The sequence below is a fragment of the Furfurilactobacillus milii genome, from assembly GCF_009864005.1.
Lineage (GTDB): Bacteria > Bacillota > Bacilli > Lactobacillales > Lactobacillaceae > Furfurilactobacillus > Furfurilactobacillus rossiae_B.
Genome location: NZ_WEZQ01000018.1, coordinates 1 through 22,425, shown reverse-complemented (window position 1 = coordinate 22,425; position 22,425 = coordinate 1). Strand labels below are relative to the sequence as shown.

Here is a 22,425-nt window from a genome sequence, read left to right as displayed (position 1 = left end):
ATAAAAATATTAATAGATCGAAAATGTATTGGTTCTGAGCAAAAAGTTCTTATTGTAAGGTTTAGTGAATGTAATAAAATGTAATTGTACAGCAATGAAAACGTTTGCGGAGGGATATGTGATGGATAAATCAAAACCATATGGAATTGGCCTAGATATTGGTACAAATTCTGTCGGGTTCGTGGCGACAGATGCTGAGGGGCACCTTATCCGATTGAAAGGAAAGACGGTTATTGGAGCGTACCTGTTTAACGCTGGAATATCGGCAGCGGAAAGACGGGGGTTTCGGACGACAAGACGTCGATTGTCGCGGGTTAAATGGCGCCTAAGACTTCTTCGAGAAATATTTGAGACTCATTTTCAGGAAAGTATGGGAGAAAATGAGGATAATGATTTCTTTTTACGTTTCAAATACTCGAATATTTCACCTAAAGACCCACAATTTTCGACGGCTAAAGGTTTGTTTAATGATCGAACGGATAAGGAATTTTATGATCAGTATCCGACTATTTATCATTTGCGGCGTGCTTTGATGACTGAAAATCGTCAATTTGATATTCGGGAAATATACATCGCAATGCATCACATTGTTAAATATCGTGGTCATTTTTTGAAAGAAGGACGTGCCAAAGACTTTAAGGTTGGAGATTTAAGACTGCTGGATAATTTTAAAATGATGAATGAGCAAATTGACGAAATTAATCCTTTGTGGCAGTTGAAATTACCAACTGATGATGCCTCTATTGAGTCGATAACCGCTATTTTACTAGACAATACTCAGAGCCAAAATGATCGTCAAAAAGCAGTGACGAAAGTAATTCTGGCAACACTTGTTAAAGCGAGTGACAAAGACATTAACGCTGCACGTAAACGGTTTGTTGGCGAATTGAGTAAGGCCATGGTTGGTCTTAAAACAAAACTGTGGGTTCTTGCAGATGTTTCGCAGAATGGTGATTGGGAAATTAAGTATGAAAACTACGCTGACTTTGCGGAAACAATCGGTTCCGGTGAAAGTGACACCATTCAAAGTCTTTTTAACGAGATCAATGATCTATATGGGGTTATTACGTTAGCTGGCATTATTCCCAAAGAAGCTGAGTCATTTTCTGACGGAATGGTCCGCAAGTATGAACATCATCGTAAAAATCTAGATCTGTTAAAAGCTTATTGTGCGGAACAATCAGATGGTAAAAGGGGACGACAGATTCGTCAGACTTATGATAATTATATTGATGGGGTAGATAGCAAACAGTTTACGCAGGAAGACTTTTATAAGGCATTAAGCAAGTTCACTGCGAAGGATGAAGCGACTAGTGAAAATGCCAAATTAATTGCTCAGGAAATTGCAGTTGGAACGTTCATGCCTAAGCTGCGAACAAAGGCTAATGGAACCATTCCACATCAGTTGCACCAAAAAGAACTGGATGCAATTATTGAAAATCAAAAAAAGTATTACCCATGGCTTGGTGAAGTCAATCCCGTTGAGAGTCATCGTCGCGCATTGCCATACAAATTGGATGAATTAGTCAGTTTTAGGATTCCGTATTACGTTGGACCAATGGTTACGCCAACAAAGGGAGATCCAGAAAAAAGTAAATTTGCTTGGATGGTTCGAAAAGAACCGGGTACCATCACACCATGGAATTTTGATCAAAAAGTAGATCGATCCGCGTCTGGTGAAGCGTTTATTCAACGAATGAAAACGACTGATACATTTTTAATTGGCGAAGATGTATTGCCACAACAAAGTCTGTTGTATCAAAAATTTGAAGTACTAAATGAATTAAACAAAATTATGATAAACGGCAAGCCAATTTGCAGGGAACAGAAACAACGGCTTTTTAAACAACTGTTTATGCAATATAAGACTGTGACAGTGAAGAAAGTTCAACAAAATTTAATTGCGAATGGTGAAGAGTCTGAAAATGTACCAATTACTGGCTTGTCAGATCCTTTACGGTTTAATAGTTCATTCAGCACTTATATCGATTACAAAGATATTTTAGGTACAGATGCTGTTAACGATAGCGCAAAGCAAAGCGATATTGAGCAGATAATTGCATGGTCCACAATTTTTGAAGATGCAGCCATTTTCCGAGAGAAATTAAATGATATTAGTTGGCTTAATGACGATCAACGCAATAAGCTCAGTCAAAAACGTTATCGCGGTTGGGGTCGTCATTCTCGCAAATTGTTAGCTGGTCTTCGTGACGGAGAAGGCCAGACTATCATCGAACGGCTATGGAACACAAATGATAACTTCATGCAGATTCAAAACGATAGTGAAATAGCGCGTCAAATTACCGAAGCAAACTCAAGCAAGATGGCCACCGCTGAGGGAACAGACGAAATTATTGATGGCTTCTACACTTCACCCGAAAACAAAAAGGCTCTGCGTGAAGTAATGAAAGTTGTGAAGGATATTCAACGTGCGCATCATGGTCAGGCACCCGCTTGGGTCTATATTGAAAGTCCCCGAGAGGCACCAAGACCCGGTCAGCGGACAGTTAGTCGAGAACAACAGTTAACAGATTTGTATGAGGGTGCAGCAAAGGAAATCGTTGATGATGCTATATCAAGCGAGCTGAAAGACAAGATTAAGTCCAAGGCTAAGTTTAGTGATCGGTTAGTGCTTTACTTTTTGCAAAATGGGCGCGATTTATACACTGGCGAACCATTGTCAATCGATAATTTATCTTCCTACGACATTGATCATATCTTGCCACAGAGCTTAATTAAGGATGACTCTATTGATAATAGAGTACTAGTTCACTCTGCCGTAAACAGAGATAAAAATGCATTATTTGCCTCTGACTTATTTATGGGTAAAATGGGAAAACTTTGGAATCAATGGCATCGGCAAGGTCTGATTTCGAGTAGAAAGTTACAACATTTGATGATGCGGCCAGATCAGATTGACAAATTTGCAACGGGATTTGTGGCACGACAGTTGACAGAGACCCGGCAAGTGATTCGTTTAACGGCAAACGTATTATCGAATTTATATCAAAAAAATGACACTAAGATTGTCATGATTAAAGCCGGTTTAAACTCCGAATTCAGAAAAATATTTGATTTTCCGAAGAATAGAAACGTAAATGATTACCATCACGCATTTGACGCACTATTAACTGCAAAAATAGGGCGCTATTTGCTTGCTCGTTATCCACGTTTGGAACCATTCTTTGTTTATGGAGACTTTGTTAAAAATTCGGATGCGATGAAACGATTGCGGAGCTTTGATTTCGTTGGCCAGTTGGCGACAAAACAGACAAATGGTCAAAAGCAGCTTGTAGATCAGCGAGATTTAGAGAATGTTAAATTAGCGAATAAAGACACTGGTGAAATTGTTTGGGATAAAGCTGCCGAATTGAAAGAATTAGACCATGTTTATAATTTTAAGACGATGCTGATTCAGCATGCGATGGAGCAACAGCATGGGGCGATGTTCCAACAGACCGTTTATAAGGCTAGTGAAAATGGACGTAAGAAACTTATTCCAATAAAGCAAGGTAAACCTACAGATATTTATGGTGGATACAGTAAAGGAACAACTGCATACTTGGCAATCGTTTGGATAGAAAGTCTTAAGAAATACCGTGTGTTGAGTGTTGACACTAGCCAGGCCGATATGGTTCAAAAATTGCGACAAAAGTCAGAAAAATTTGCGAACGAATATTTGCAACGAGTCTTTCTTACTTACTTGAATAACGAATCAAAAAAGCAGTTCGACTCAGCAGATATTAGATTGGTCGTACCCAAAATGCTGATGGATCAAGTTGTACAGGATGAAGGAATGCTTTTTGCAATAGGCACCACTAATTATTACCATAATTTACAGCAACTGTTTCTTTCTCGAAAAGATCAATTGATATTAAGCGCTACCGAACCCAATAGTGATGAGTTTAATGTTGTTATTGAACATATCTTTGGACAAATATCTGAATACTTTAAACTTTATGACGTAAATAAACTTAGACAATCGTTAGTTGAAAAGAAAAAACTAATTGAAGGCTTGCCAATTGAGGATGTGGGTGAAAATATTGGTAGAAAATCGGTTATTATTAGAACGTTAATTGGATTACACGCTAATAAATCATTTGGTGATTTAAAGCCCATTGGCATAAAAACATTATTTGGAAAAATGAATAGAAGCAAAATGTTCTTGAGCCACGATGCAAAGCTTATTTATACCTCACCATCAGGTCTTTTCACTCGTACTGTTCCACTTAGTTCTTTGTAAAACTAAAGGGCGCCATCGAATTTGAACTCGATGACGCCCTTTTACTATGTACGGTCCGAATAGCGGACCCAAAGATTTAAACTTGGCTCGAAAGCCTTGCTTGATTTTAACGCTGTATGTCAGATCAATAGGGTCAAAAGTTGAGGTATGTCGGTCTCAACAACAAAAATATAGCACATAATTTTTTGAACTACAAGGAGGAACATATATGGGGTGGCGTAACGTGGTTATCACACAACATTCAAAGTTATCTTTATCAGCTAACAATCTTGTTGTGCAGACGAATCAGAATGTTTATCGAATACCAATTGATGACATTGACGTGTTACTAATTAGCACTACTCAAGCGGTCATTACAACTGCAGTGATTGCTGCACTGGCAAGTACACACGCTAAAATAATTTTTTCTGGAAAAGATGGCCAACCGGTCGGCGAATTTTGGGGAACTCAAGCACGTAAACGAACAGCCGACTCAATTACAAATCAAGTGAACTGGGAGACCGATAGATGCCAGCGACTTTGGACAAATGTCGTACAGGCCAAGATAACAAGTCAAATGCAGGCGTTAGATAATACGGGAATAGATACAACGCCTTTGGTAGATGAACTAGATCAGCTGGAAGTAGGAGACATCACTAATCGTGAAGCAGTGGCAGCACATAAGTATTTTCCACTACTATTTGGCAACAAATTTTCTCGTCGTCAGTTGGATTCTACAAATGCAGCATTAAACTATGGTTATGCAATTCTATTGTCATTAGTAGACCGTGAAATTGTTAGCAACGGGTACCTAACTTGTATTGGTATGCATCATCGAAGTGATGAGAATCCGTATAATCTGGGATCAGACTTGATGGAACCTTTTCGTCCGATCGTTGATTATTGGTTAAGTCAGCAAAAATTTAATGAGTTAACGCCAGATGTGAAGTTCGGTTTGGTCCAGCTTCTGGATTTAGAAATTCATTTCAATGGGAAAACGATGCTGGTACGAAATGCTTTAAGCGAGCATGTTCGTAACTGTGTGAATTACCTAACTGGTGATGTGGAAAAGGTTGAAATCGATGTGGAGGTTCCAAATGAGGTATCGAGTCATGCGATTAATGGTAATGTTTGATTTACCAATGGATACAACTGAAGATCGTCGGAATTATCGTCATTTTCGAAAGGCACTAATTAACGAAGGATTTTTGATGATTCAATATTCCATATATGTGCGTGTTTGTGTGACACGGCAGTCGGCCGAATTGATGGAAAAAAGAATTGCAATGGTGACCCCATTACAAGGGATTGTTCAGACTTTAATGGTCACCGAAAAACAATATCAAGCGATGAACTTTCTCGTTGGTTCTCCAAAAGAAGATTTGCGAAATTCAGCTGAAAGGACGTTGATTATATGAACTTGGCTTTTGCGTCTTTTAAACCCTTTACTTTGAAGGACAGTACTATTTCAGTAATTGATGTTGCCAGTTCAAACTTATACTTAAAACTGATTCAAAGTTTTAGGGATGAAATCGATTTTGTCCATGTTAGTGATAAGGAATGGAAATTGCTACCAGTGACAAAGCTTTGTGAGTGGACAGGCGATTTAATACTAGATGTGAATCTCGATAAACTATTATTACGAAAGGTACTACTGCATTTTGGAACAGTTATTGGGGATGAGTGGTCAAACATGGCCGATGAAGCTAGGCAACTGAATACGCATGTGCTTGAAGCCAGTTATTTAATGGATTTGCCTTTGGAAGTTAAACCGATACTCGATGTCGAAACAGTGTTGAAGAATACAGGATTATCATTTTCCGATGACGTGTCTAAGGATCCATATGCTAAAATAGAAGCGTTAATTAAAACTTTTTCTGAAATTAATGAGCATCGAATTATTGTTCAAACTAATCTGAGCCATTATCTCAACGTCACCCAGTTTTGTCAGCTGGAGGAGTTAGTGGAAACGATTGGGACCCAATTGCTTCTAATAGAATTCTCAGACCGCGACCGTCACGAGTTGTTTAAGCAATGCGATTATACTTTCATTGATGCCGATTTTGTTGATTGGCGTAGTTAACAAGGTTAAAAAGGCGTGATAGAAAAACGGTTTTAGATGTATGTCAGATCAATAGGGTTAAGAACAATAATTTTTACATTGTTGATCCCACTTAGGTTTTAGATGTATGTCAGATCAATAGGGTTAAGAACAATACGTACTTTGAGCTACCGCTTGATTCAGTTTTAGATGTATGTCAGATCAATAGGGTTAAGAACGACGGTAAAAGTTGAATGGACTTGCGCCGGGTTTTAGATGTATGTCAGATCAATAGGGTTAAGAACACCTGTTTCAACTTTGTTGAGGCATGGTCTGTTTTAGATGTATGTCAGATCAATAGGGTTAAGAACGAGTTAGACCGATACCCTCTTTATCTTCTGGTTTTAGATGTATGTCAGATCAATAGGGTTAAGAACCGTTGTCGCCAAGGTCTGTATATAGCTTGCGTTTTAGATGTATGTCAGATCAATAGGGTTAAGAACTTGCAGATTTAGGCGTAATTCTAAATGCTGGTTTTAGATGTATGTCAGATCAATAGGGTTAAGAACTTTAGGCATCGTCATACCAGCCTTAGCCGTGTTTTAGATGTATGTCAGATCAATAGGGTTAAGAACGTTAACGGACGGTATTCGTTGCCGTGACGCGTTTTAGATGTATGTCAGATCAATAGGGTTAAGAACCAGCCAATCTAGTGCCTGGTCAATCTGCATGTTTTAGATGTATGTCAGATCAATAGGGTTAAGAACAATTATTGCCCGATGTGCGGCAGAAAGCTGGTTTTAGATGTATGTCAGATCAATAGGGTTAAGAACGCAATTGTTGAAATTATTTCATGCGCTGGTGTTTTAGATGTATGTCAGATCAATAGGGTTAAGAACAATTTTCCCCTGGTTTTTGCCATAAAAAATGTTTTAGATGTATGTCAGATCAATAGGGTTAAGAACCTTAGGCATCGTCATGCCAGCTTTTGCGGTGTTTTAGATGTATGTCAGATCAATAGGGTTAAGAACCTATATCGACGTCGACAGTTGGGAACGTGCGTTTTAGATGTATGTCAGATCAATAGGGTTAAGAACGGCTCATAATTAAATTACCAATAATGGCAAGTTTTAGATGTATGTCAGATCAATAGGGTTAAGAACCAATTTCAACAACGAATACACGCGCAATATGTTTTAGATGTATGTCAGATCAATAGGGTTAAGAACGCGCCGGGTAGACTTGTGACCCCTCGGGGCGTTTTAGATGTATGTCAGATCAATAGGGTTAAGAACAATTTGGCAAGGTTGTCATTTACGGAGCTAGTTTTAGATGTATGTCAGATCAATAGGGTTAAGAACTCCACATACGATAAGCACCATCGTCCTTATGTTTTAGATGTATGTCAGATCAATAGGGTTAAGAACCGAAGAAAAGTCTGCAGCGTTCAACGATATGTTTTAGATGTATGTCAGATCAATAGACCTGAGAATAAAGTTTAAGGAAACTACGTACAATTTCGTTGGTTTAGTTTTGTTTGTTAGTTTCTCGCCGATAACACCAACCCACCAATAGTCAGCACGATGCCGACAATCATCGTTGGTGTAATTGGTTCCTTCAGTATGAGCCACGCGGCGATTACCGTGACGACGGGGACGAGGTACAGGTAGATGCTGGCCTGTACAGGACCGAGTTTTTGCACGACAAAGGTCCATAGTAGAAAACATAGCGCGGAGGCGCCCAACCCTAAGAACAGAATGTTGGCCAGGTTTAGTGGTTCTGCTAGGGTGGAAAGATTAATGCTGCCATGGGTCAGCCAGAAAATCGGCAGAATGAAAATGATACCGTAAATAAATGTGCGTCGCGTCATTTGAAACGAATTGTAGTGAAAAGTGTTCATGCGTGTCACAATGTATGAATACAATGCCCAAACGACGGCCGCTAATAATGCCAATATATCACCAATGATACTGCCATGACCGGTGCCACCGGTTCCGTTAAATGAAATGAGTGCGATGCCGGCGATTGCCAATACGAAACCGGCCATGAAACTACCTGATAATCGTTTGTGATCAAGCACAGCGGATAAAATGGCGATGAAGAGCGGAGAAACGGAGACGATGACCCCAATGTTGGCTGCAAGTGTGTATGTCAGTGCTAGATTTTCGCACAAGTAATAAAGTGAAATTCCTAGCAAACCGGCAAGTGCAAACGTTCCTTCACGTTTCCACGACGTAAACTTAAAAATTTTCGGATAAATGAGGAATAATGCGATTGCACCAATGATAAAACGAATGAGTAAAATTTCTACCGGCTGAAAACTGCGTAACAGTACTTTTGTTGAAATAAACGTTGTACCCCACAGAAAAATGGTAATGAGTGCCCCAATATGGCCACTTAATGACGATGTCTTTTTCATGATGCCCGCCTTTTACACTGATATTATTCAACGCTATCATGCTGTTGCTACAATTGTAAACACCGTTTGGGAACATTGCGTCTTTCTCTCTCACTAGAAAACGTTTACAATAGGAAAAGTATAGTTATACAACAATATTTTTCTACTAATACCTAAAAAGGAGCGATTATATGAGTACAGACAAGGATTTAACGGTTAGAGCAAACGCAAAGCAATACATAGATGATTTATACAATCAGTTGATTGTTCGAAAAGATCAGTCTTCGGAATTACGTGATATCACAGATGTGTTATTACGTCATACAAAAAAATGGATGATGTCAAAAATCCCGAAGCGCTGGTTAACAGACTCGTCAACTATATTAGAAGTCAGGCGCTGAAGGCTAAGATTGATTTTCCATCCGACCAAGAAAATCTGGTCATTGAACTGGAGACGATTGGTCAAAAGGCAGGGCTAAATGGCGTCTACATGGCAGATTACTCTGACAAATCACAATTCTACAGTCTGTTAGAAAAGATTCCTAAGCGATAAAAAGTAATTTTGAGGCATAAAAATAGTGGTCATCCAACATTTTGGATGATCACTATTTTCGGTTACTACTTAAATTTAATGTGTCTTGTTAAAACTTATTTAGCGTCGTAAGCTGCTTGGAAGATCTTGATGATATCTTCTTTAGTACCTTTACGAGGGTTGGAGAAGGCGTTCCCATCCTTCAAGGCGTTTTCGGCCATCAATTCAAAGTCTTCAGGCTTTGCACCAATTTCCTTGATGGACTTTGGAATACCAACATCCTGTGACATTTGCTTCATGGCCTTGATGGACAATTCAGCGGCGTCACGAGTTGACAAACCATCAGTGTTTTCGCCCATGATCTTAGCTAATTCAGCAAAGCGTTCTGGGTCAGCAACGATGTTGTATTCTTCAACGTAAGGCAACAGCAATGCACAGCAGACACCATGTGGGGCGTCATATTGACCACCAAGTTGGTGAGCCATGGCGTGAACGTAACCTAAGTTAGCATTGTTGAAGGCCATTCCGGCTAACATTTCAGCTTCAACCATCTTAGTACGAGCTTCCAGGTTGTGACCATTTGCAACGGCTTCACGTAAGGAAGTTTCGATCAATTTGATCGCTTCGATACATTGTGAGTCTGTGATTGGGTTGTGGTCAACGGAAACGTAAGGTTCGATGGATTGAACGAAGGCATCCATCCCAGTTGCGGCAGTTAAACCGGCTGGTACGTCCAACATCAAAGTTGGGTCGTTGAAGGAAACCAACGGAATGTTACGCCATGAAACAACAACGAACTTCAAGTGTGTTTCTTCGTTCGTGATAACGGCATGACGGGTCAATTCTGAACCAGTTCCGGCAGTCGTGTTAACGGCAATCAATGGTGGTAAAGCCTTGTCCAAGGTTTCAATACCGGCCAACTTAGTAATGTCGTCACCGTTTGTCAGGATGATACCGGCACCTTTACCAGTATCATGAGCAGAACCACCACCGACAGTGATGATTGAGTCGGCACCAGATTCTTCATATAACTTCTTAACTTCTTTAATATTACGGATCTTCGGGTTTGGTTCAACATTGTTGTAAACAACGTAATCAACGCCAGCTTTGTCCAATGAAGCCAAAGTTTGTTGAACGGCACCATCTTTCAAACCTTCCAAAAACTTGTCAGTGACGATAACAGGTTTCTTCATGCCTAACATCTTGGCACGGTCACCAATCTTTTCAATGACACCAGGGCCAAAGAAATTAACACTTGGCATTAAGAAATCGTAACTACGTTCAGCCATAACTGAAAAACCTTCTTTCATTATTTGTGAAAACATTTAACAACTCATTCACAAATAAACTATAACTATAAAAGTTACAATTATCAAGACCATTTTTAATGATTCACAAACTCGATTATTGCAAGGGTTATATGCTAGTTATTATCTTGCTGTTTTCACGGAATCGCTTTCATAGATAATAAACAAAATTCACAAGCGTGACTATTTATTTGTTGCGTAATTTAACTGTTAACAAGCAGCACACATTTGAAATAGTGAGGGGAATTTTTAAGAAACGAGCTGTTTAAGTCCTCTTAATGTTGAAATGATTTGGTATTTTGCTGGTCGTAAAATCTTGGTAAATTCCCCAATTTCTTCCGCTGGATAACCATTAAATCCCTTTTTGAACTCAAACACGCCATCAGAGCCATCGAACTCACCGGCAATACCGAGAAAATTGTACGTTTGGATGTGTTGGTTGATTGCTTCGTGCATCATGGCATCCTGAATGAGAAATGGGCCACGAAACATTTTGAATTCTTCGTTTGTGTAACTGAAAACATAGTCCATTTCTTGTGGTTGGCTGATAAACATTGCACCGGCGATATTTAACGTCGTGCCATATTCGTCAGCAAACATTTTAGCCTGGGCGATTTTTCGCGTGTGATTATTTGATTGCCGCTTGAGTTCAGCAATCTTGGCTTCGTTGTAACCTTTACGTTTGGCGATAAGTTCACTTATTTGTGCATCGTTGTGCGTGATTTTTTTCTGATAAATGGCAATATAATTGTCCAAATTCAGTTCAGCCACGACAAACTGGACGCGGTTGCCATACGTTTCAAAAGCATCTTGGTAATAAGCGAGTGGCTTGTCTTTAAAGTGCAGCCGCTCAGCCGTTTTATTGGTGTTGTATTTAAATTCACTGAGTTCATCAAACGGAATTTGTCGGAGGGTGACGCCAAACTCTTTGGCTTTATTAAGGTTATAGCGTGCTTTAGAACTATAACTTTTGGTCAAGGTATCAGCGTTCAAGTGACTTAGATCCTTTTTATAAACGTAGTGATTAGCATGCGCAGCGGTCTTATACCCAGCTGACTTGAAGTTAGCGTAACGGTAGCCGATTTCGGAGAGCGCTTGCGTTAGTGCTTCATTTTGCGAATCAATGATTGTACCGTCGTTATCCAGAACGTGACAGTCTAGATTCGGCACGAGCTTCAATTCGAGTCCTTGATGCTGAAAGGCATATTGCTCCAAGTCGGCAAGAAAGACGCGTAGTCGGGCGACACTGACTTTGTTCGGTGCAATCACTGGTCCACCGTATACTTCGAACCGATAACCGAAATGAATTTTTCGACCGACCAATAGTGCGGCCATAATTAATTCATCGTCTTCATATAGGCCACGAAACGTGGTGAGGTTATGTTCCCGTAATAAGACTTGTTGTTGCCAGATGGTTTGATAAAAATTCCCGGTGGGACAATGTTGTTCAAACGACATAAATTCGGTAGGATCGATTTCTTTTACAGTTAACATAGGCAAACCTCCATCAAATCAAGATTAGCCTCACTATCAGGGTTCGACCTTTAAAAGGCCTTAAAGTTGATTATTAAAACGGTAACAGGAATTTTTCTTAAGAAAGTTATCAGTAGTTTTAAAAGATGGTGACCTAACTATGCCCCGGAAATATTAATACTGTTATTTATTGAAATGAAAACGTTTTTAATGCGAGCGCCGTTTGCTGCGGTTTAGCATGTGTCTGAAAAGACGATTGTTAAACATATCTGACAAATGAGGTGCGAAAAATGAAACAATTTAAAGTTGATGAGGCTTTTGTCGATCAGTTAACACTGGCTGAAAAGGCCGCACTAGTTTCTGGTAAAGATTTTTGGTACACCGCTGGCGTTCAGCGGCTCAATGTTGGGCGGATGATGATGACAGATGGGCCTTCTGGATTGCGCAAACAGGAAGAAGGAACTGATGCGACGGGCGTTAATAAGAGTGTAACGGCCGTTAATTTTCCTGGGTCGGCGCTGGCCGCTAGTACGTTTGACCGCGAGATGATGCATGACACCGGTAAAGCGCTCGGCACTGCCGCCAGTCACGAGCAGATCAGTTTATTGCTGGGGCCTGGCATGAATATCAAACGAAGTCCGTTGGCTGGCCGCAACTTTGAATACTTCTCTGAAGATCCATATTTGACGGGAGAAATAGCAGCCGCGTATGTGCGGGGTGTTCAAGAGATGGGCGTGGGTGTCAGCATCAAACACTTTGCGGCCAATAATCGTGAAAGCCAACGTTTTACCAACTCCTCCAACATGAGCGAACGGGTACTGCGAGAAATTTACCTCGAAGCGTTTGAAAAAGTCGTGGCCGATGTGCATCCAGCTAGTGTAATGGTGTCGTATAACGCCATTAATGGGACATTAAACTCCCAAAATCAGTGGTTATTAACGGACGTTTTGCGGCACGAGCGGGGATTTGATGGCCTAATTCTGTCAGATTGGGGTGCTGTGGTTGACCAAGTGGCAGCCTTGAGAGCTGGCTTGGATCTAGAGATGCCAGGTCACTCACCAGAATCAGAAGATGCTGTAATCAACGGTGTCAAAAGTGGTGAACTAAGCATAGCAACCTTGAATCGGGCAGTGCTGTACGTCTTAAAGACCGTTGAAAAATGGGGAAATACCCAAGAAGTCTCGCCGTATCCGATGGATGAACAACATACTAAGGCCCGTGAAGCAGCTGACGATGGGCTCATTTTGTTAAAGAACGAGTCAGACATGCTGCCGATCAAACCGCAAGATCGGCTAGCCATCGTCGGTGCGTTTGCTAACCAACCGCGTTATCAAGGCAGTGGTAGTTCCCACGTGAATGCTTATCAGGTCGTCACACCATTGGATGCCGCCCGTGCTTTGCCAAACGAAATCACTTATGCGCCCGGGTACGCAATTGACGGCGACGACGCAGACCAATCCATGATCGATGAAGCGGTGGCCAATGCGCAAAATGCAGATAAAGTCGTGTTCTTTGCCGGTTTTCCAGAGTCAATGGAATCTGAGGGATTCGATAAAACGACGATGTCCTTGCCAGAAGCACAAGTAGCCCTGCTTCAACGAATTTTGAGAGTCAATCCACATGTCGTTGTTGTACTTGAAAACGGGTCTGTTGTTGAAATGCCATGGGCTGATAAGGTGCCTGCTATTTTGGAGACTTATTTAGCTGGCGAAGCGGTTGGCGAGGCAACCTGGGATGTTTTATCCGGAGCAGTGAATCCATCTGGTAAATTAGCTGAGACCTTTCCGTTAAAGTTGGCGGACAATCCCACCTATGGCACGTTTGCTCGCAGTTACAGTGAAGAAAACTATCATGAAGGGCTATTTGTCGGTTATCGCTATTATGACGTAAAACAGCAGCCAGTCAGATTTGCGTTTGGTCACGGCCTTAGCTACACGACTTTTAAGTACTCTGGATTAAAAATCGTAGACCAAGGCGATTCAGTTGCCGTGACATTTAAGCTCACGAACACTGGCAAACGAAGTGGTCGCGAAGCTGTTCAAGTTTATGTAGCCAATCATGCCAGCACCGTTGAAATGCCGGTTAAAACGCTGGCAGGGTTTGAAAAAACAACGCTGGATGCTGGTGAAAGCCAGTTAGTCAGCATAACATTGCCGCGTCGTGCATTCAGTTGGTATGACGAAAGTAAGCCAGGGTGGCGGGTCGACAACGGCAGTTACGACATTCTGGTTGGTTCTGCCTCAGACGACATCCGCCTGCAGAAGACGATCCAGTTGAACTGGGGCGCCGCACAAGACCGGGTAACATTAGATAGTTACATCAATGACGTGATGGATGATTCGTCACTGGCCCCGGCCGCTGCCAAATCAGGCTTAGATGTCGTGTTTGAAAAGTTACGGGCTGCAGGTCCAGGGGCGGCATTTCTGATGAATATGCCAATACGACATGTACTGACACTCGGTGCTACAGGTGATCAATTATCGCAATTTTTGAAGTTTGCTAATCGTTCAACTCACAGTAAAAGGGAGTGATTCTGATGGCAAAGAAGGAAACGAAATTTGATTTTGATCCCGTCATTTCCGCGCTTGGTGGGCGGGATAACGTGATGTCGGTCTCAGCGACGACAGATTTAATGAAAATCACCACGAAGACCAAACTGACGGAGGAGCAAGTTGCAGCGTTAAGAGCAATCCCAGTTTGGGACGATGTTAGCCTTAAGGGCACGGATCTAAAGTTGGTACCGAATGACGACATTGAATTTGACGATTATGGTAGCCAGCTGACACGAGCGTTAACGCGGAATAACGCTAATATTAAAACGAAAAATGTGGTCGGCAGAGTGCTCGACTTTGTTTCTCAAATATTCATTCCAATTATTCCGATGTTTGCTGGTTCGGGTATTCTGCGTGGTTTACTGGTTCTCTCAACTGAACTCCATTGGCTAAGCGCGAATAGTAGTACTTACCACATTCTGTATGCGGCTTCTAATGCAGTATTCTACTTTCTGCCAATCCTGCTGGCATTTTCAGCAGGAAGAGCTTTCAAGGTTGACCAGATTAGTAGTGCTGTGATCGTAGCGGCATTGATGGAGCCAAATATTGTCAATTTACTTCACCACGGTGCGACCACCGGGATAACACACTTCTTTACCATTCCAGTGGTTCTGCAGCAATATTCTTCAACCGTGATTCCTGCATTCTTAGCAATTTGGTTATATAGCTATGTTGAGAAAGGTCTCAAACGAATTATCACGCCTAACCTTCAAGTCATTTTTGTTCCGCTACTAGCGTTAGTCGTCGTTGTGCCTTTGGTTCTGATTGTTGTAGGTCCAATCGGCATTTACCTAGGGCAAGGATTAGCCGCAGTTATGGCTTGGCTGGTAAGGGCAAACTCCACGATTACTGGAGCAGTTATTGGTGGCTTGTGGCCGGTCTTCGTTATCTTTGGCCTGCATTGGTCAATTCTTCCGATTATCTGGCAAAACTTGGCCAGTGCGGGTCACGATTTTATCATTCCAATGGCAGCCACCTCTAACTTTGGTATTGCCGGTGCCGCAATGGGTGTACTGATTCGAGCACGGATGGCTAAAACACGTTCTCTGGCTAGTTCAGGTTTAATTTCGCTACTGGTAGCGGGAATTGGTGAGCCAACTATTTGGGGATTTGCCATTCCAATGCGTCGGCCGTTTATCGCCGCCTGTTTAGGTGGTGCGACTGGTGGCGCCGTTATCGGATTTTTCCACGTTGATGGCGTCGCTGCAGTTTTCGGTGCTTTGACTACGCTTCCCGGCTTTGCTACACCAACCTTCATTTGGTACGTTGTTGGCATTTCAGTGGCCTTTATTGTCAGCACCTTATTGACGGTAATCTTTGGCTTCGATGAGAAAAAGCTAGGCGTTAACAAATAGGCAATAGTACGAAATATGCTGTGTCGGGTTGGTATATTTCCTGGGAAATAATTAAAAGTGCCAGTTGAATGCTGGCGCTTTTTTCATGTTTGCAGCGCCGCAATAGAATGCCCAAAAAGTGTGAGAAAGTGAGCTATAACTACTGACAAATGGCAATGTAAAAACGATTTAGAGTGACTGATAAACATCTTAGATGGTAAAATTTGCGTATCCTGAGACAATTCAAAATGAGAGGTGCCAACATGCATATTGGTAATCAGATTCAGTCTCATCGTCAGCAACTAAAATTAACCCAAGATGAGCTTGCCGAGAGACTATATGTGTCGCGACAAACGATTTCTAACTGGGAAAATGGACGACATTATCCGGACATTGAAAATCTGCTACTGCTTAGCAATCTGTTTGACACCTCTCTAGATGAATTAGTGAAAGGAGATGTGACGGTGATGCAACATAAAGTGTATACCGACAAAACAGATCGTGATGTGAAATGGATGCTTGGATTGACAGTTGCTGGATTTATTGCGATAGTGCCATCAATGTTCTTACCAAGAGGAGGATGGGTGCTTCTGGCTCCCGGATTTTTCTTTATTGCGGCTTTCCTGGTCAGTTGTCATATAGAGTATCTAAATCACAAAGCTGATGTGCACACATATAAAGAAATTATCGCTTATATGAATGGCGAAAATGTTGATCGGTTACGCCAGCAACGTAATCGGTGGCGTGATGGGTGGGACGAAACAAAAATTGTCATGGCCTTTACGCTGTGCGGTCTAATTTTAGCGTTAGTTGCAATGGTTCCGTATTTTATTTACCGTTTTATAGTTCAGTTAAGTTGATTGCTGGGTGTTTAACTTTTCAAATTTCGAAATCTCATAAAAAATCGTTGACGCGCTGAACTGAAATGGTTATGCTTACTTTCAGTTAGTCATGGACTAATAAATTTTAAGCAAAAGGAGTGCCAAACATGTCATTAAAACAATTCTGTTGTTGTCAAAACTGTTTATCAACCAAGTCGATGACCATGGTGAACAATGTCTGTTGACACAACGGGATTTCTTTAGTGACGATGGCACGCTAGTTTGAAGTTTGGCGGTCAACGTAAAAAAAGAATCATGTGACAACGCATTTTGTCCATTCGTGGATAAGATGCGTTTTTTGTGTATACTGGACGATTTAAAAATATTGTCGTTCATGTTTCACTGATGCAAATCTTATCCACATCAATTAATAAATTTGAGGGGTATGACAAGCATGAAATTACTTTTAAAGCGACGTGGAAGAGTTCTCACGTTAATGACGGTATTGCTGGCACTTATGGCATTGGTACTAACGGCATGTGGCAAGAAAAACACTAGCAGTGATCGGCAGACCCTTAAACTGTCGGCCCAAGCACCACTAGATACAATTGATTTGTCTAAAGCTACTGGTTATGGTCAAACCGGTAACGTATTCGAGAGCTTTTATCGGTTAGGCAAGAAGGGCAGTCTTACGCCCGGTTTGGCAAAATCCGCTGAGGTTAGTCAGGATGGGAAAACTTACACTTTTCATTTGAGACCAAACTTAAAATGGAGTAACGGCGACACGCTGACTGCAAAGGACTTTGTTTATTCATGGCGCCGTACGTTAACACCATCGACTAAGTCACAATATGCTTATTTATTTGATGGTATCAAGAATGCTAATCGTGTAAATGCTGGTCAAGCATCTGTTAAATCGTTGGGAATCAGTGCACCGGATAAAAACACGGTTGTTGTGCAGTTAGAGCGGCCAATTGCGTATTTTAAACTGTTGATGGCGTATCCGCTATTTGCACCGCAGAACCAACGAATCGTTGATAAATATGGTAAGAAGTATGCCACCTCTTCAAAGTATATGGTGTACAGTGGTCCGTTTAAGATGACGGGTTGGAACGGCACCGGCAACCGCTGGCAGTTCGTCAAGAACAATCAGTACTGGGATAAAAAAAGTCGTTAAGTTACACAAAATTACGTACCAAGTTATTGGTAACAACACGACTGGTGTAGAAATTTTTGATCAAAAGAAATTAAGTTTGACGTTATTGTCTAACCAGCAGGTTAAAAACTACAAAGATGACCCGCGATTCCGTCAGTATCCATATTCTTACATGACGTATTTGAAATGGAATTTTCATGATTCTGATGCCACAAATAACAAGGCAACAAATAATTTAAACATTCGTCAGGCGGTCGCACTGTCTGTTGACCGAGCTCAGTTGACTGAGAAGGTTTTGGGTGATGGTTCACGCGTGCCAACTGGGTTTGTTCCAGGTGGATTAGCCACTGATGCCAAGAACAAAAAGGACTTTGCTAGTGAGCAGAAAGTTGCCCACACAGTCGCTTATGAACCGGTATTAGCCAAGAAAAAGTTTGCCACAGGTTTGAAAGAAATTGATCAGAAAAAAATCACACTTACCCTGCTGTCAACGGATGACGATGGCACGAGCCCGATGGTGGCACAATTCCTTAAGAGCCAGCTTGAGAAAAACTTGCCTGGACTGACGTTGAACATTCGCTCAATTCCTTCTAAAGCTGCTAACCAGCAAGGTCAAAAGGGCGATTTCGATATCATGCTTTCGGGTTGGGGCGGTGATTTTAATGATCCAATTACCTTTTTACAAATCCCTCAGACAAATACGGCGTATAATTACGGTAAGTGGTCAGATACAAAGTACGATGATTTGATTGATCGTGCCCAAAATACAGACGCTAACGATTCTGAGAAGCGGTGGCAAGATCTGATTCAAGCCAGTCAATATTTAAATCAGGTACAAAGTTTCACACCATTGTATCAGGCAAACTATGCTTATTTGCAACAAAACAACGTTCGGGGAATCATTCATAACACGGCTGGTACTCAGTGGAACTACAAGTACACTAGTATCAAGTAATAAAAGTCTGGCAAATGTCATGAATGATTCTCAATTATGTAACTGGATTTTTAAGGGTCCTGTGTGATAGTCTTGTTGATATTAAAAAGGATCTTTAAGTGGCATTGTAAATGGAGGAATCACCATGGCAGCAGACGTTAAACCACGTTTGATCGACGACCAGCTTTGTGTCGCCGTTTATAACGCGAATAAATTATTTAATCATTTTTATATTGAAACACTGAAGCCTTACGGACTAACATTCCCACAATACATTGCCCTATGTGTGTTATGGGAACAGGACAAGTTAACGGTCAATGAAATTGGTGAACGTGTCAGCTTGGACAGCGGTACTTTAACGCCACTGTTACGCCGTTTGGAAGCCAATGGTTGGGTCAAACGGACACGGTCAAAGGTTGACGAACGTCAGGTTGTCGTTAAATTGACGGCTAAGGCGAAGTCCAAACGCGATGAAATTTACCAACATGTAACTGATTGTCAGGATTTGCTGAATTACGATGACGATACCTACGTAAACTCACGTTCAGCAATGTTTGATTTGTCAGATCGGTTAAAAGCTGTCGAAGGCGAAGATTTGTCCGCTAAGTAGTTGCTGGCGACAGTCAGAAATAAGTTATACAAAAACGCTGTGTAAGAAAATGGGTCACTAATGGCCCATTGGCTTGCGCAGCGTTTTTTTGTGGAATCGAGTGGTAGGCGAAGTTATTTCAGACTGCTACTTTTCAACTTTTTGTATTTTGGCTACCCTTGAGAACTGATAGTAACGGCCTTATTTGATTGATGTAATGCGAGGTCCAAAATAATTGGCCACGCCACAGTAATTAAGAAGTTGCCCCAACCGAATTTTGGAATTAAAGCGACTGCATTAAGACCAACACCGGGGATGAGGACTAACACGGTTATAAACGAGTTGGCTAGGCCAAGACTACTGGATTGACTGGCTGTATATACAGCGGCAAACGGCAATTTCATGCTTTGCCCAGCAATAATTTGAGAAATTAATAGCGAATAAAGCGTTGCATTAATATCCGTGATTAAGGCCTGCCAACCAAGTAATGGGGTTAATAACACCGCAAGTAACAGCGCCTGTGGGATTAATAATCTAGCAACAACCATCCAAATAGTTGCTTGACGAAAGACCTGTGCATGAAACTCAGGAATAACTTTAAAAACATTCATAGCTTCGGGGGTACTACTGTATCGAAGATTAATAATCAGTTGTGGAATACTAAAAGACATTGCGTAAACAGTCAGCGTTAGCCAACGATTCTGCAAAAGTGCTTCCCAATGACCGCCGTCGATACCGAATTCGACAAGAAAAACGAATACGATGACCACGGTGAGCCCTAAAACAGGATATACCCGCAGATGGTAGTCGCGTTCGGTTTGGTTGAGCCGCCAGGCTAGGTTGAAATACTCACGTTTGCGAAGGTTATGACGGTACGGCCAGGCCATTAATTGTTGCCAAACGCCAATACGTGGTGTTTTATCCGAATGAACGGCCAATTTTTCTAACATAACTTCAAATTGACTACTGATGTGAAGGTAGTAGATAACACTTAAGATTAACCCCAGGATAGCAAAGCTGGTGAAGATGATTAGACTTGGGGTCCATGCGCTTTGCCACGCAGCTAATGGGGCGGCAAACCAAAATGGAAAAGCAATGATGCTCCACCAGTGCCATATTGGCGAAATCGTAAAACTGACATCGAGATTGTCCAGCAAGTTTGGCAACTGGGTAGCCGCATAGATTAAAATCATAAAAGCAACTTGAAAAACGTTAATCATATTGCGGAGCTTGTCGCCATTAAACGTATGAAGAATGACAAAGTATAGCAATAAGGCAACAAACGATGTGAAAATTGTGAACAAAACGACATCGATTAAAAACAAGATGGCAAATACTGGGGATGCTCGCCAAATCAATATTAGAAACGCCGGGCCAACAAGCAGAAAAGCGATAATGCCAACATAGTAGCTGATGTGAATCAAACGCGCTGCATTCAGCGTTTGATTGTTAACGCCACGAACGCCAATAATCTGTCGATCTCGCGGATCAAGTAATACGGACGAAAAACTCGATAAAATAGTGGTGAATAATATCATGAAATAGGCGAGAAAAAAGTAGCACATGGCCGAAAATGAAGTTCCGAATAATAGCAATAGTCCAAAAATTACGCCATAGATACCGTAATACCACAGTGACCGTAAAAGCCCACGCGCAGTGGGAATCTCGTCATCTTGCTTAGTGTTGCTTGTTTGCATCTGCATAAAGACAGTGAAAAATGACGTGTCACGAGTGTCGAGCAATAGCTTATATTTCAAAATGAGTCGTAGTTGCCTGTAATTGACGTTGCGTTTGGCAAATAATGATTGAAAGCGATCCAAAAAAACAAGTAGCCCACTTTCTTTGTTGGTTTTACTTTTTTTATAGAGCATTTAGGACACCCCCAATACGTCAATGAACGCTTGGGCCTTTTCACCATGTTCTTTGAAACCGGTCATGTCGTTGAACAGCTGTTGAAGGGTAGTGTCAGCGCTATTGGATAGGTCGGCAAACGTTCCATGGGCTGCTACCCGGCCATCATGAAGTAATAAGATTTGGTCACTAACAGCCTGGACGACATCTAAAATATGAGACGAGTAAAAGATGGTTTTGCCTTGATTCCGAAGTTTACCCAAGACCTCTTCAATAATTAGGACAGTATTGGCGTCGAGCCCATTTAGTGGTTCATCCCAAAACAGTAAGTCGGGATTGTGTAGCAGACTCGCGATAATCAATACACTCTGCCGCATGCCTTTCGAAAAACTGCTGATGGGTTTATTGAAGCTATCCCCATTGCCCAAAATGGTGAGCAACTGTTGCGCTTTGTAGCGAGCATCCGCCTCCGTTAACCCATAGAGTTGTCCAATAAAACTAAGGTATTCGTTGGCCGTGAGCGCTTCGAAAATATCAGCATTTTCGGGTACATAACCAATTTGCTGCATAAGTGCATCACGTTGATCGTGTAGCGACTGGCCTAAAATAGTTATCTCACCGTCGCTGGGTTCCTCTAGGCCAAGAATGATTTTTAAAGTGGTACTCTTACCAGCACCATTTTGACCGATATAGCCGACGATTTGACCCGCTGGAATTGCGAATGTCACGTCTTTTAGCACCTGATGATTTTCAAAGTGTTTGGCCACGTGGTTCAACGATAAAACATCTGTCATGTTAAACGCCTCCCATGAAATAACTTTTCTCTTATTTTACCGTAAGACAGGTTTTAAATGGCAAAAAGAGAATTGTCTAAAACTGTTATCTAAAATATATGAATTGAAGTTTTGACTGGCTGCTAATTCTGTTTCACGTGGAACAAATCGTCAAAATTTGTGAAAACGCGATAAACGGGCTACTCCCACAAATAAAGAGTTGTGTTCTCGTCATTAGCGACTGATTTTTATGAAAAGTCGTGTAAATATTAGTATGACAGCTTATTCAATGCATGATTTGTTAATGTTTTCACAGCTTGACAGATGAAAAAGATACTCTTACGGTAGATTGTAAAATTAATCCGAACGCTGTTCGGACAAAAAAGATCAGCTTCCTTTAAAATGGTGTTTACCACAAACCCATTTTTTAGGAGCTGATCTT

General features: G+C 41.4%; 13 protein-coding genes, 2 pseudogenes and 1 CRISPR repeat array. Of the genes and pseudogenes, 10 read left to right on the top strand and 5 right to left on the bottom strand.

What is annotated here, in order from left to right; genetic code table 11:
* Positions 1-121 precede the first annotated feature (121 nt).
* The 4 genes from cas9 to csn2 all read left to right on the top strand — a co-directional run bounded on the left by cas9 (position 122) and on the right by csn2 (position 6,305).
* Positions 122-4,243, top strand: coding sequence for a type II CRISPR RNA-guided endonuclease Cas9 (gene cas9 / locus GB993_RS09735; protein WP_161004139.1), 4,122 nt, complete (start codon positions 122-124; stop codon positions 4,241-4,243).
* 208 nt (positions 4,244-4,451) lie between these two features.
* Positions 4,452-5,357 carry a type II CRISPR-associated endonuclease Cas1 gene (gene cas1, locus GB993_RS09730; RefSeq protein WP_161004138.1) on the top strand — a complete coding sequence of 302 codons (906 nt, stop codon included), beginning with the start codon at positions 4,452-4,454 and terminating at the stop codon, positions 5,355-5,357.
* A complete protein-coding gene (gene cas2 / locus GB993_RS09725) occupies positions 5,335-5,640 on the top strand; it encodes a CRISPR-associated endonuclease Cas2 (RefSeq protein ID WP_017261329.1) in 306 nt (101 codons plus the stop codon). Before cas1 ends, cas2 begins: the two co-directional genes overlap by 23 nt.
* Positions 5,637-6,305 carry a type II-A CRISPR-associated protein Csn2 gene (csn2, locus tag GB993_RS09720; protein WP_161004137.1) on the top strand — a complete coding sequence of 223 codons (669 nt, stop codon included), beginning with the start codon at positions 5,637-5,639 and terminating at the stop codon, positions 6,303-6,305. Before cas2 ends, csn2 begins: the two co-directional genes overlap by 4 nt.
* Positions 6,306-6,334: 29 nt before the next feature.
* Positions 6,335-7,756: direct repeats of the CRISPR family, unit length 36 nt; unit sequence GTTTTAGATGTATGTCAGATCAATAGGGTTAAGAAC.
* A 47-nt stretch (positions 7,757-7,803) separates the two neighbouring features.
* Here the strand turns inward: csn2 and GB993_RS09715 are convergent.
* Positions 7,804-8,682: a DMT family transporter gene (locus tag GB993_RS09715; protein ID WP_161004136.1), complete on the bottom strand. Its 879-nt coding sequence runs from the start codon at positions 8,680-8,682 to the stop codon at positions 7,804-7,806.
* 170 nt (positions 8,683-8,852) lie between these two features.
* On the opposite strand from GB993_RS09715, the pseudogene GB993_RS09710 reads away from it, so the two are divergent.
* Positions 8,853-9,214, top strand: a pseudogene (locus tag GB993_RS09710) (bacteriocin immunity protein).
* A gap of 95 nt (positions 9,215-9,309) precedes the next feature.
* Here GB993_RS09710 and GB993_RS09705 read toward each other — a convergent pair.
* Both GB993_RS09705 and GB993_RS09700 read right to left on the bottom strand, forming a co-directional pair.
* Complete coding sequence (locus GB993_RS09705) at positions 9,310-10,482, bottom strand: iron-containing alcohol dehydrogenase (protein WP_017261324.1); 1,173 nt, start codon at positions 10,480-10,482, stop codon at positions 9,310-9,312.
* A 267-nt stretch (positions 10,483-10,749) separates the two neighbouring features.
* On the bottom strand, positions 10,750-11,994 hold the full coding sequence (locus tag GB993_RS09700; RefSeq protein ID WP_161004135.1) for a peptidoglycan bridge formation glycyltransferase FemA/FemB family protein: 1,245 nt from the start codon (positions 11,992-11,994) through the stop codon (positions 10,750-10,752).
* A 269-nt stretch (positions 11,995-12,263) separates the two neighbouring features.
* Here GB993_RS09700 and GB993_RS09695 point away from each other — a divergent pair, with 269 nt between their 5' ends.
* The 5 genes and pseudogenes from GB993_RS09695 to GB993_RS09675 all read left to right on the top strand — a co-directional run bounded on the left by GB993_RS09695 (position 12,264) and on the right by GB993_RS09675 (position 19,380).
* Positions 12,264-14,504 (top strand): glycoside hydrolase family 3 C-terminal domain-containing protein, encoded by a 2,241-nt coding sequence (locus GB993_RS09695; RefSeq protein WP_161004134.1) that lies wholly within the window; start codon positions 12,264-12,266, stop codon positions 14,502-14,504.
* A 5-nt stretch (positions 14,505-14,509) separates the two neighbouring features.
* Entirely contained in the window at positions 14,510-15,880 is a 1,371-nt protein-coding gene (locus GB993_RS09690; protein ID WP_161004133.1) for a PTS transporter subunit EIIC, read from the top strand.
* A 242-nt stretch (positions 15,881-16,122) separates the two neighbouring features.
* Positions 16,123-16,719, top strand: a complete 597-nt coding sequence (locus GB993_RS09685) for a helix-turn-helix transcriptional regulator (RefSeq protein WP_161004132.1) — start codon at positions 16,123-16,125, stop codon at positions 16,717-16,719.
* Positions 16,720-17,134: 415 nt separating this feature from the next.
* Positions 17,135-18,791: pseudogene (locus GB993_RS09680) on the top strand (peptide ABC transporter substrate-binding protein).
* A 124-nt stretch (positions 18,792-18,915) separates the two neighbouring features.
* The gene (locus GB993_RS09675) at positions 18,916-19,380 is read left to right on the top strand and encodes a MarR family winged helix-turn-helix transcriptional regulator (RefSeq protein ID WP_161000705.1); all 465 of its coding nucleotides are present in this window, start codon (positions 18,916-18,918) and stop codon (positions 19,378-19,380) included.
* Positions 19,381-19,532: 152 nt separating this feature from the next.
* On the opposite strand, the gene GB993_RS09670 is transcribed toward GB993_RS09675, so the two are convergent.
* Both GB993_RS09670 and GB993_RS09665 read right to left on the bottom strand, forming a co-directional pair.
* Positions 19,533-21,230, bottom strand: coding sequence for a hypothetical protein (locus tag GB993_RS09670; RefSeq protein ID WP_161004131.1), 1,698 nt, complete (start codon positions 21,228-21,230; stop codon positions 19,533-19,535).
* Positions 21,231-22,004 carry an ABC transporter ATP-binding protein gene (locus GB993_RS09665; RefSeq protein ID WP_161004130.1) on the bottom strand — a complete coding sequence of 258 codons (774 nt, stop codon included), beginning with the start codon at positions 22,002-22,004 and terminating at the stop codon, positions 21,231-21,233.
* Between the last annotated feature and the right edge of the window lie 421 nt (positions 22,005-22,425).

Excerpts from the sequence above, each read along its gene's own strand:
- cas9 (WP_161004139.1), top strand. The coding sequence starts at position 122 with ATGGATAAATCAAAACCATATGGAATTGGCCTAGATATTGGTACAAAT.
- cas1 (WP_161004138.1), top strand. The coding sequence starts at position 4,452 with ATGGGGTGGCGTAACGTGGTTATCACACAACATTCAAAGTTATCTTTA.
- cas2 (WP_017261329.1), top strand. The coding sequence starts at position 5,335 with ATGCGATTAATGGTAATGTTTGATTTACCAATGGATACAACTGAAGAT.
- csn2 (WP_161004137.1), top strand. The coding sequence starts at position 5,637 with ATGAACTTGGCTTTTGCGTCTTTTAAACCCTTTACTTTGAAGGACAGT.
- GB993_RS09715 (WP_161004136.1), bottom strand. The coding sequence starts at position 8,682 with ATGAAAAAGACATCGTCATTAAGTGGCCATATTGGGGCACTCATTACC.
- GB993_RS09705 (WP_017261324.1), bottom strand. The coding sequence starts at position 10,482 with ATGGCTGAACGTAGTTACGATTTCTTAATGCCAAGTGTTAATTTCTTT.
- GB993_RS09700 (WP_161004135.1), bottom strand. The coding sequence starts at position 11,994 with ATGTTAACTGTAAAAGAAATCGATCCTACCGAATTTATGTCGTTTGAA.
- GB993_RS09695 (WP_161004134.1), top strand. The coding sequence starts at position 12,264 with ATGAAACAATTTAAAGTTGATGAGGCTTTTGTCGATCAGTTAACACTG.
- GB993_RS09690 (WP_161004133.1), top strand. The coding sequence starts at position 14,510 with ATGGCAAAGAAGGAAACGAAATTTGATTTTGATCCCGTCATTTCCGCG.
- GB993_RS09685 (WP_161004132.1), top strand. The coding sequence starts at position 16,123 with ATGCATATTGGTAATCAGATTCAGTCTCATCGTCAGCAACTAAAATTA.
- GB993_RS09675 (WP_161000705.1), top strand. The coding sequence starts at position 18,916 with ATGGCAGCAGACGTTAAACCACGTTTGATCGACGACCAGCTTTGTGTC.
- GB993_RS09670 (WP_161004131.1), bottom strand. The coding sequence starts at position 21,230 with ATGCTCTATAAAAAAAGTAAAACCAACAAAGAAAGTGGGCTACTTGTT.
- GB993_RS09665 (WP_161004130.1), bottom strand. The coding sequence starts at position 22,004 with ATGACAGATGTTTTATCGTTGAACCACGTGGCCAAACACTTTGAAAAT.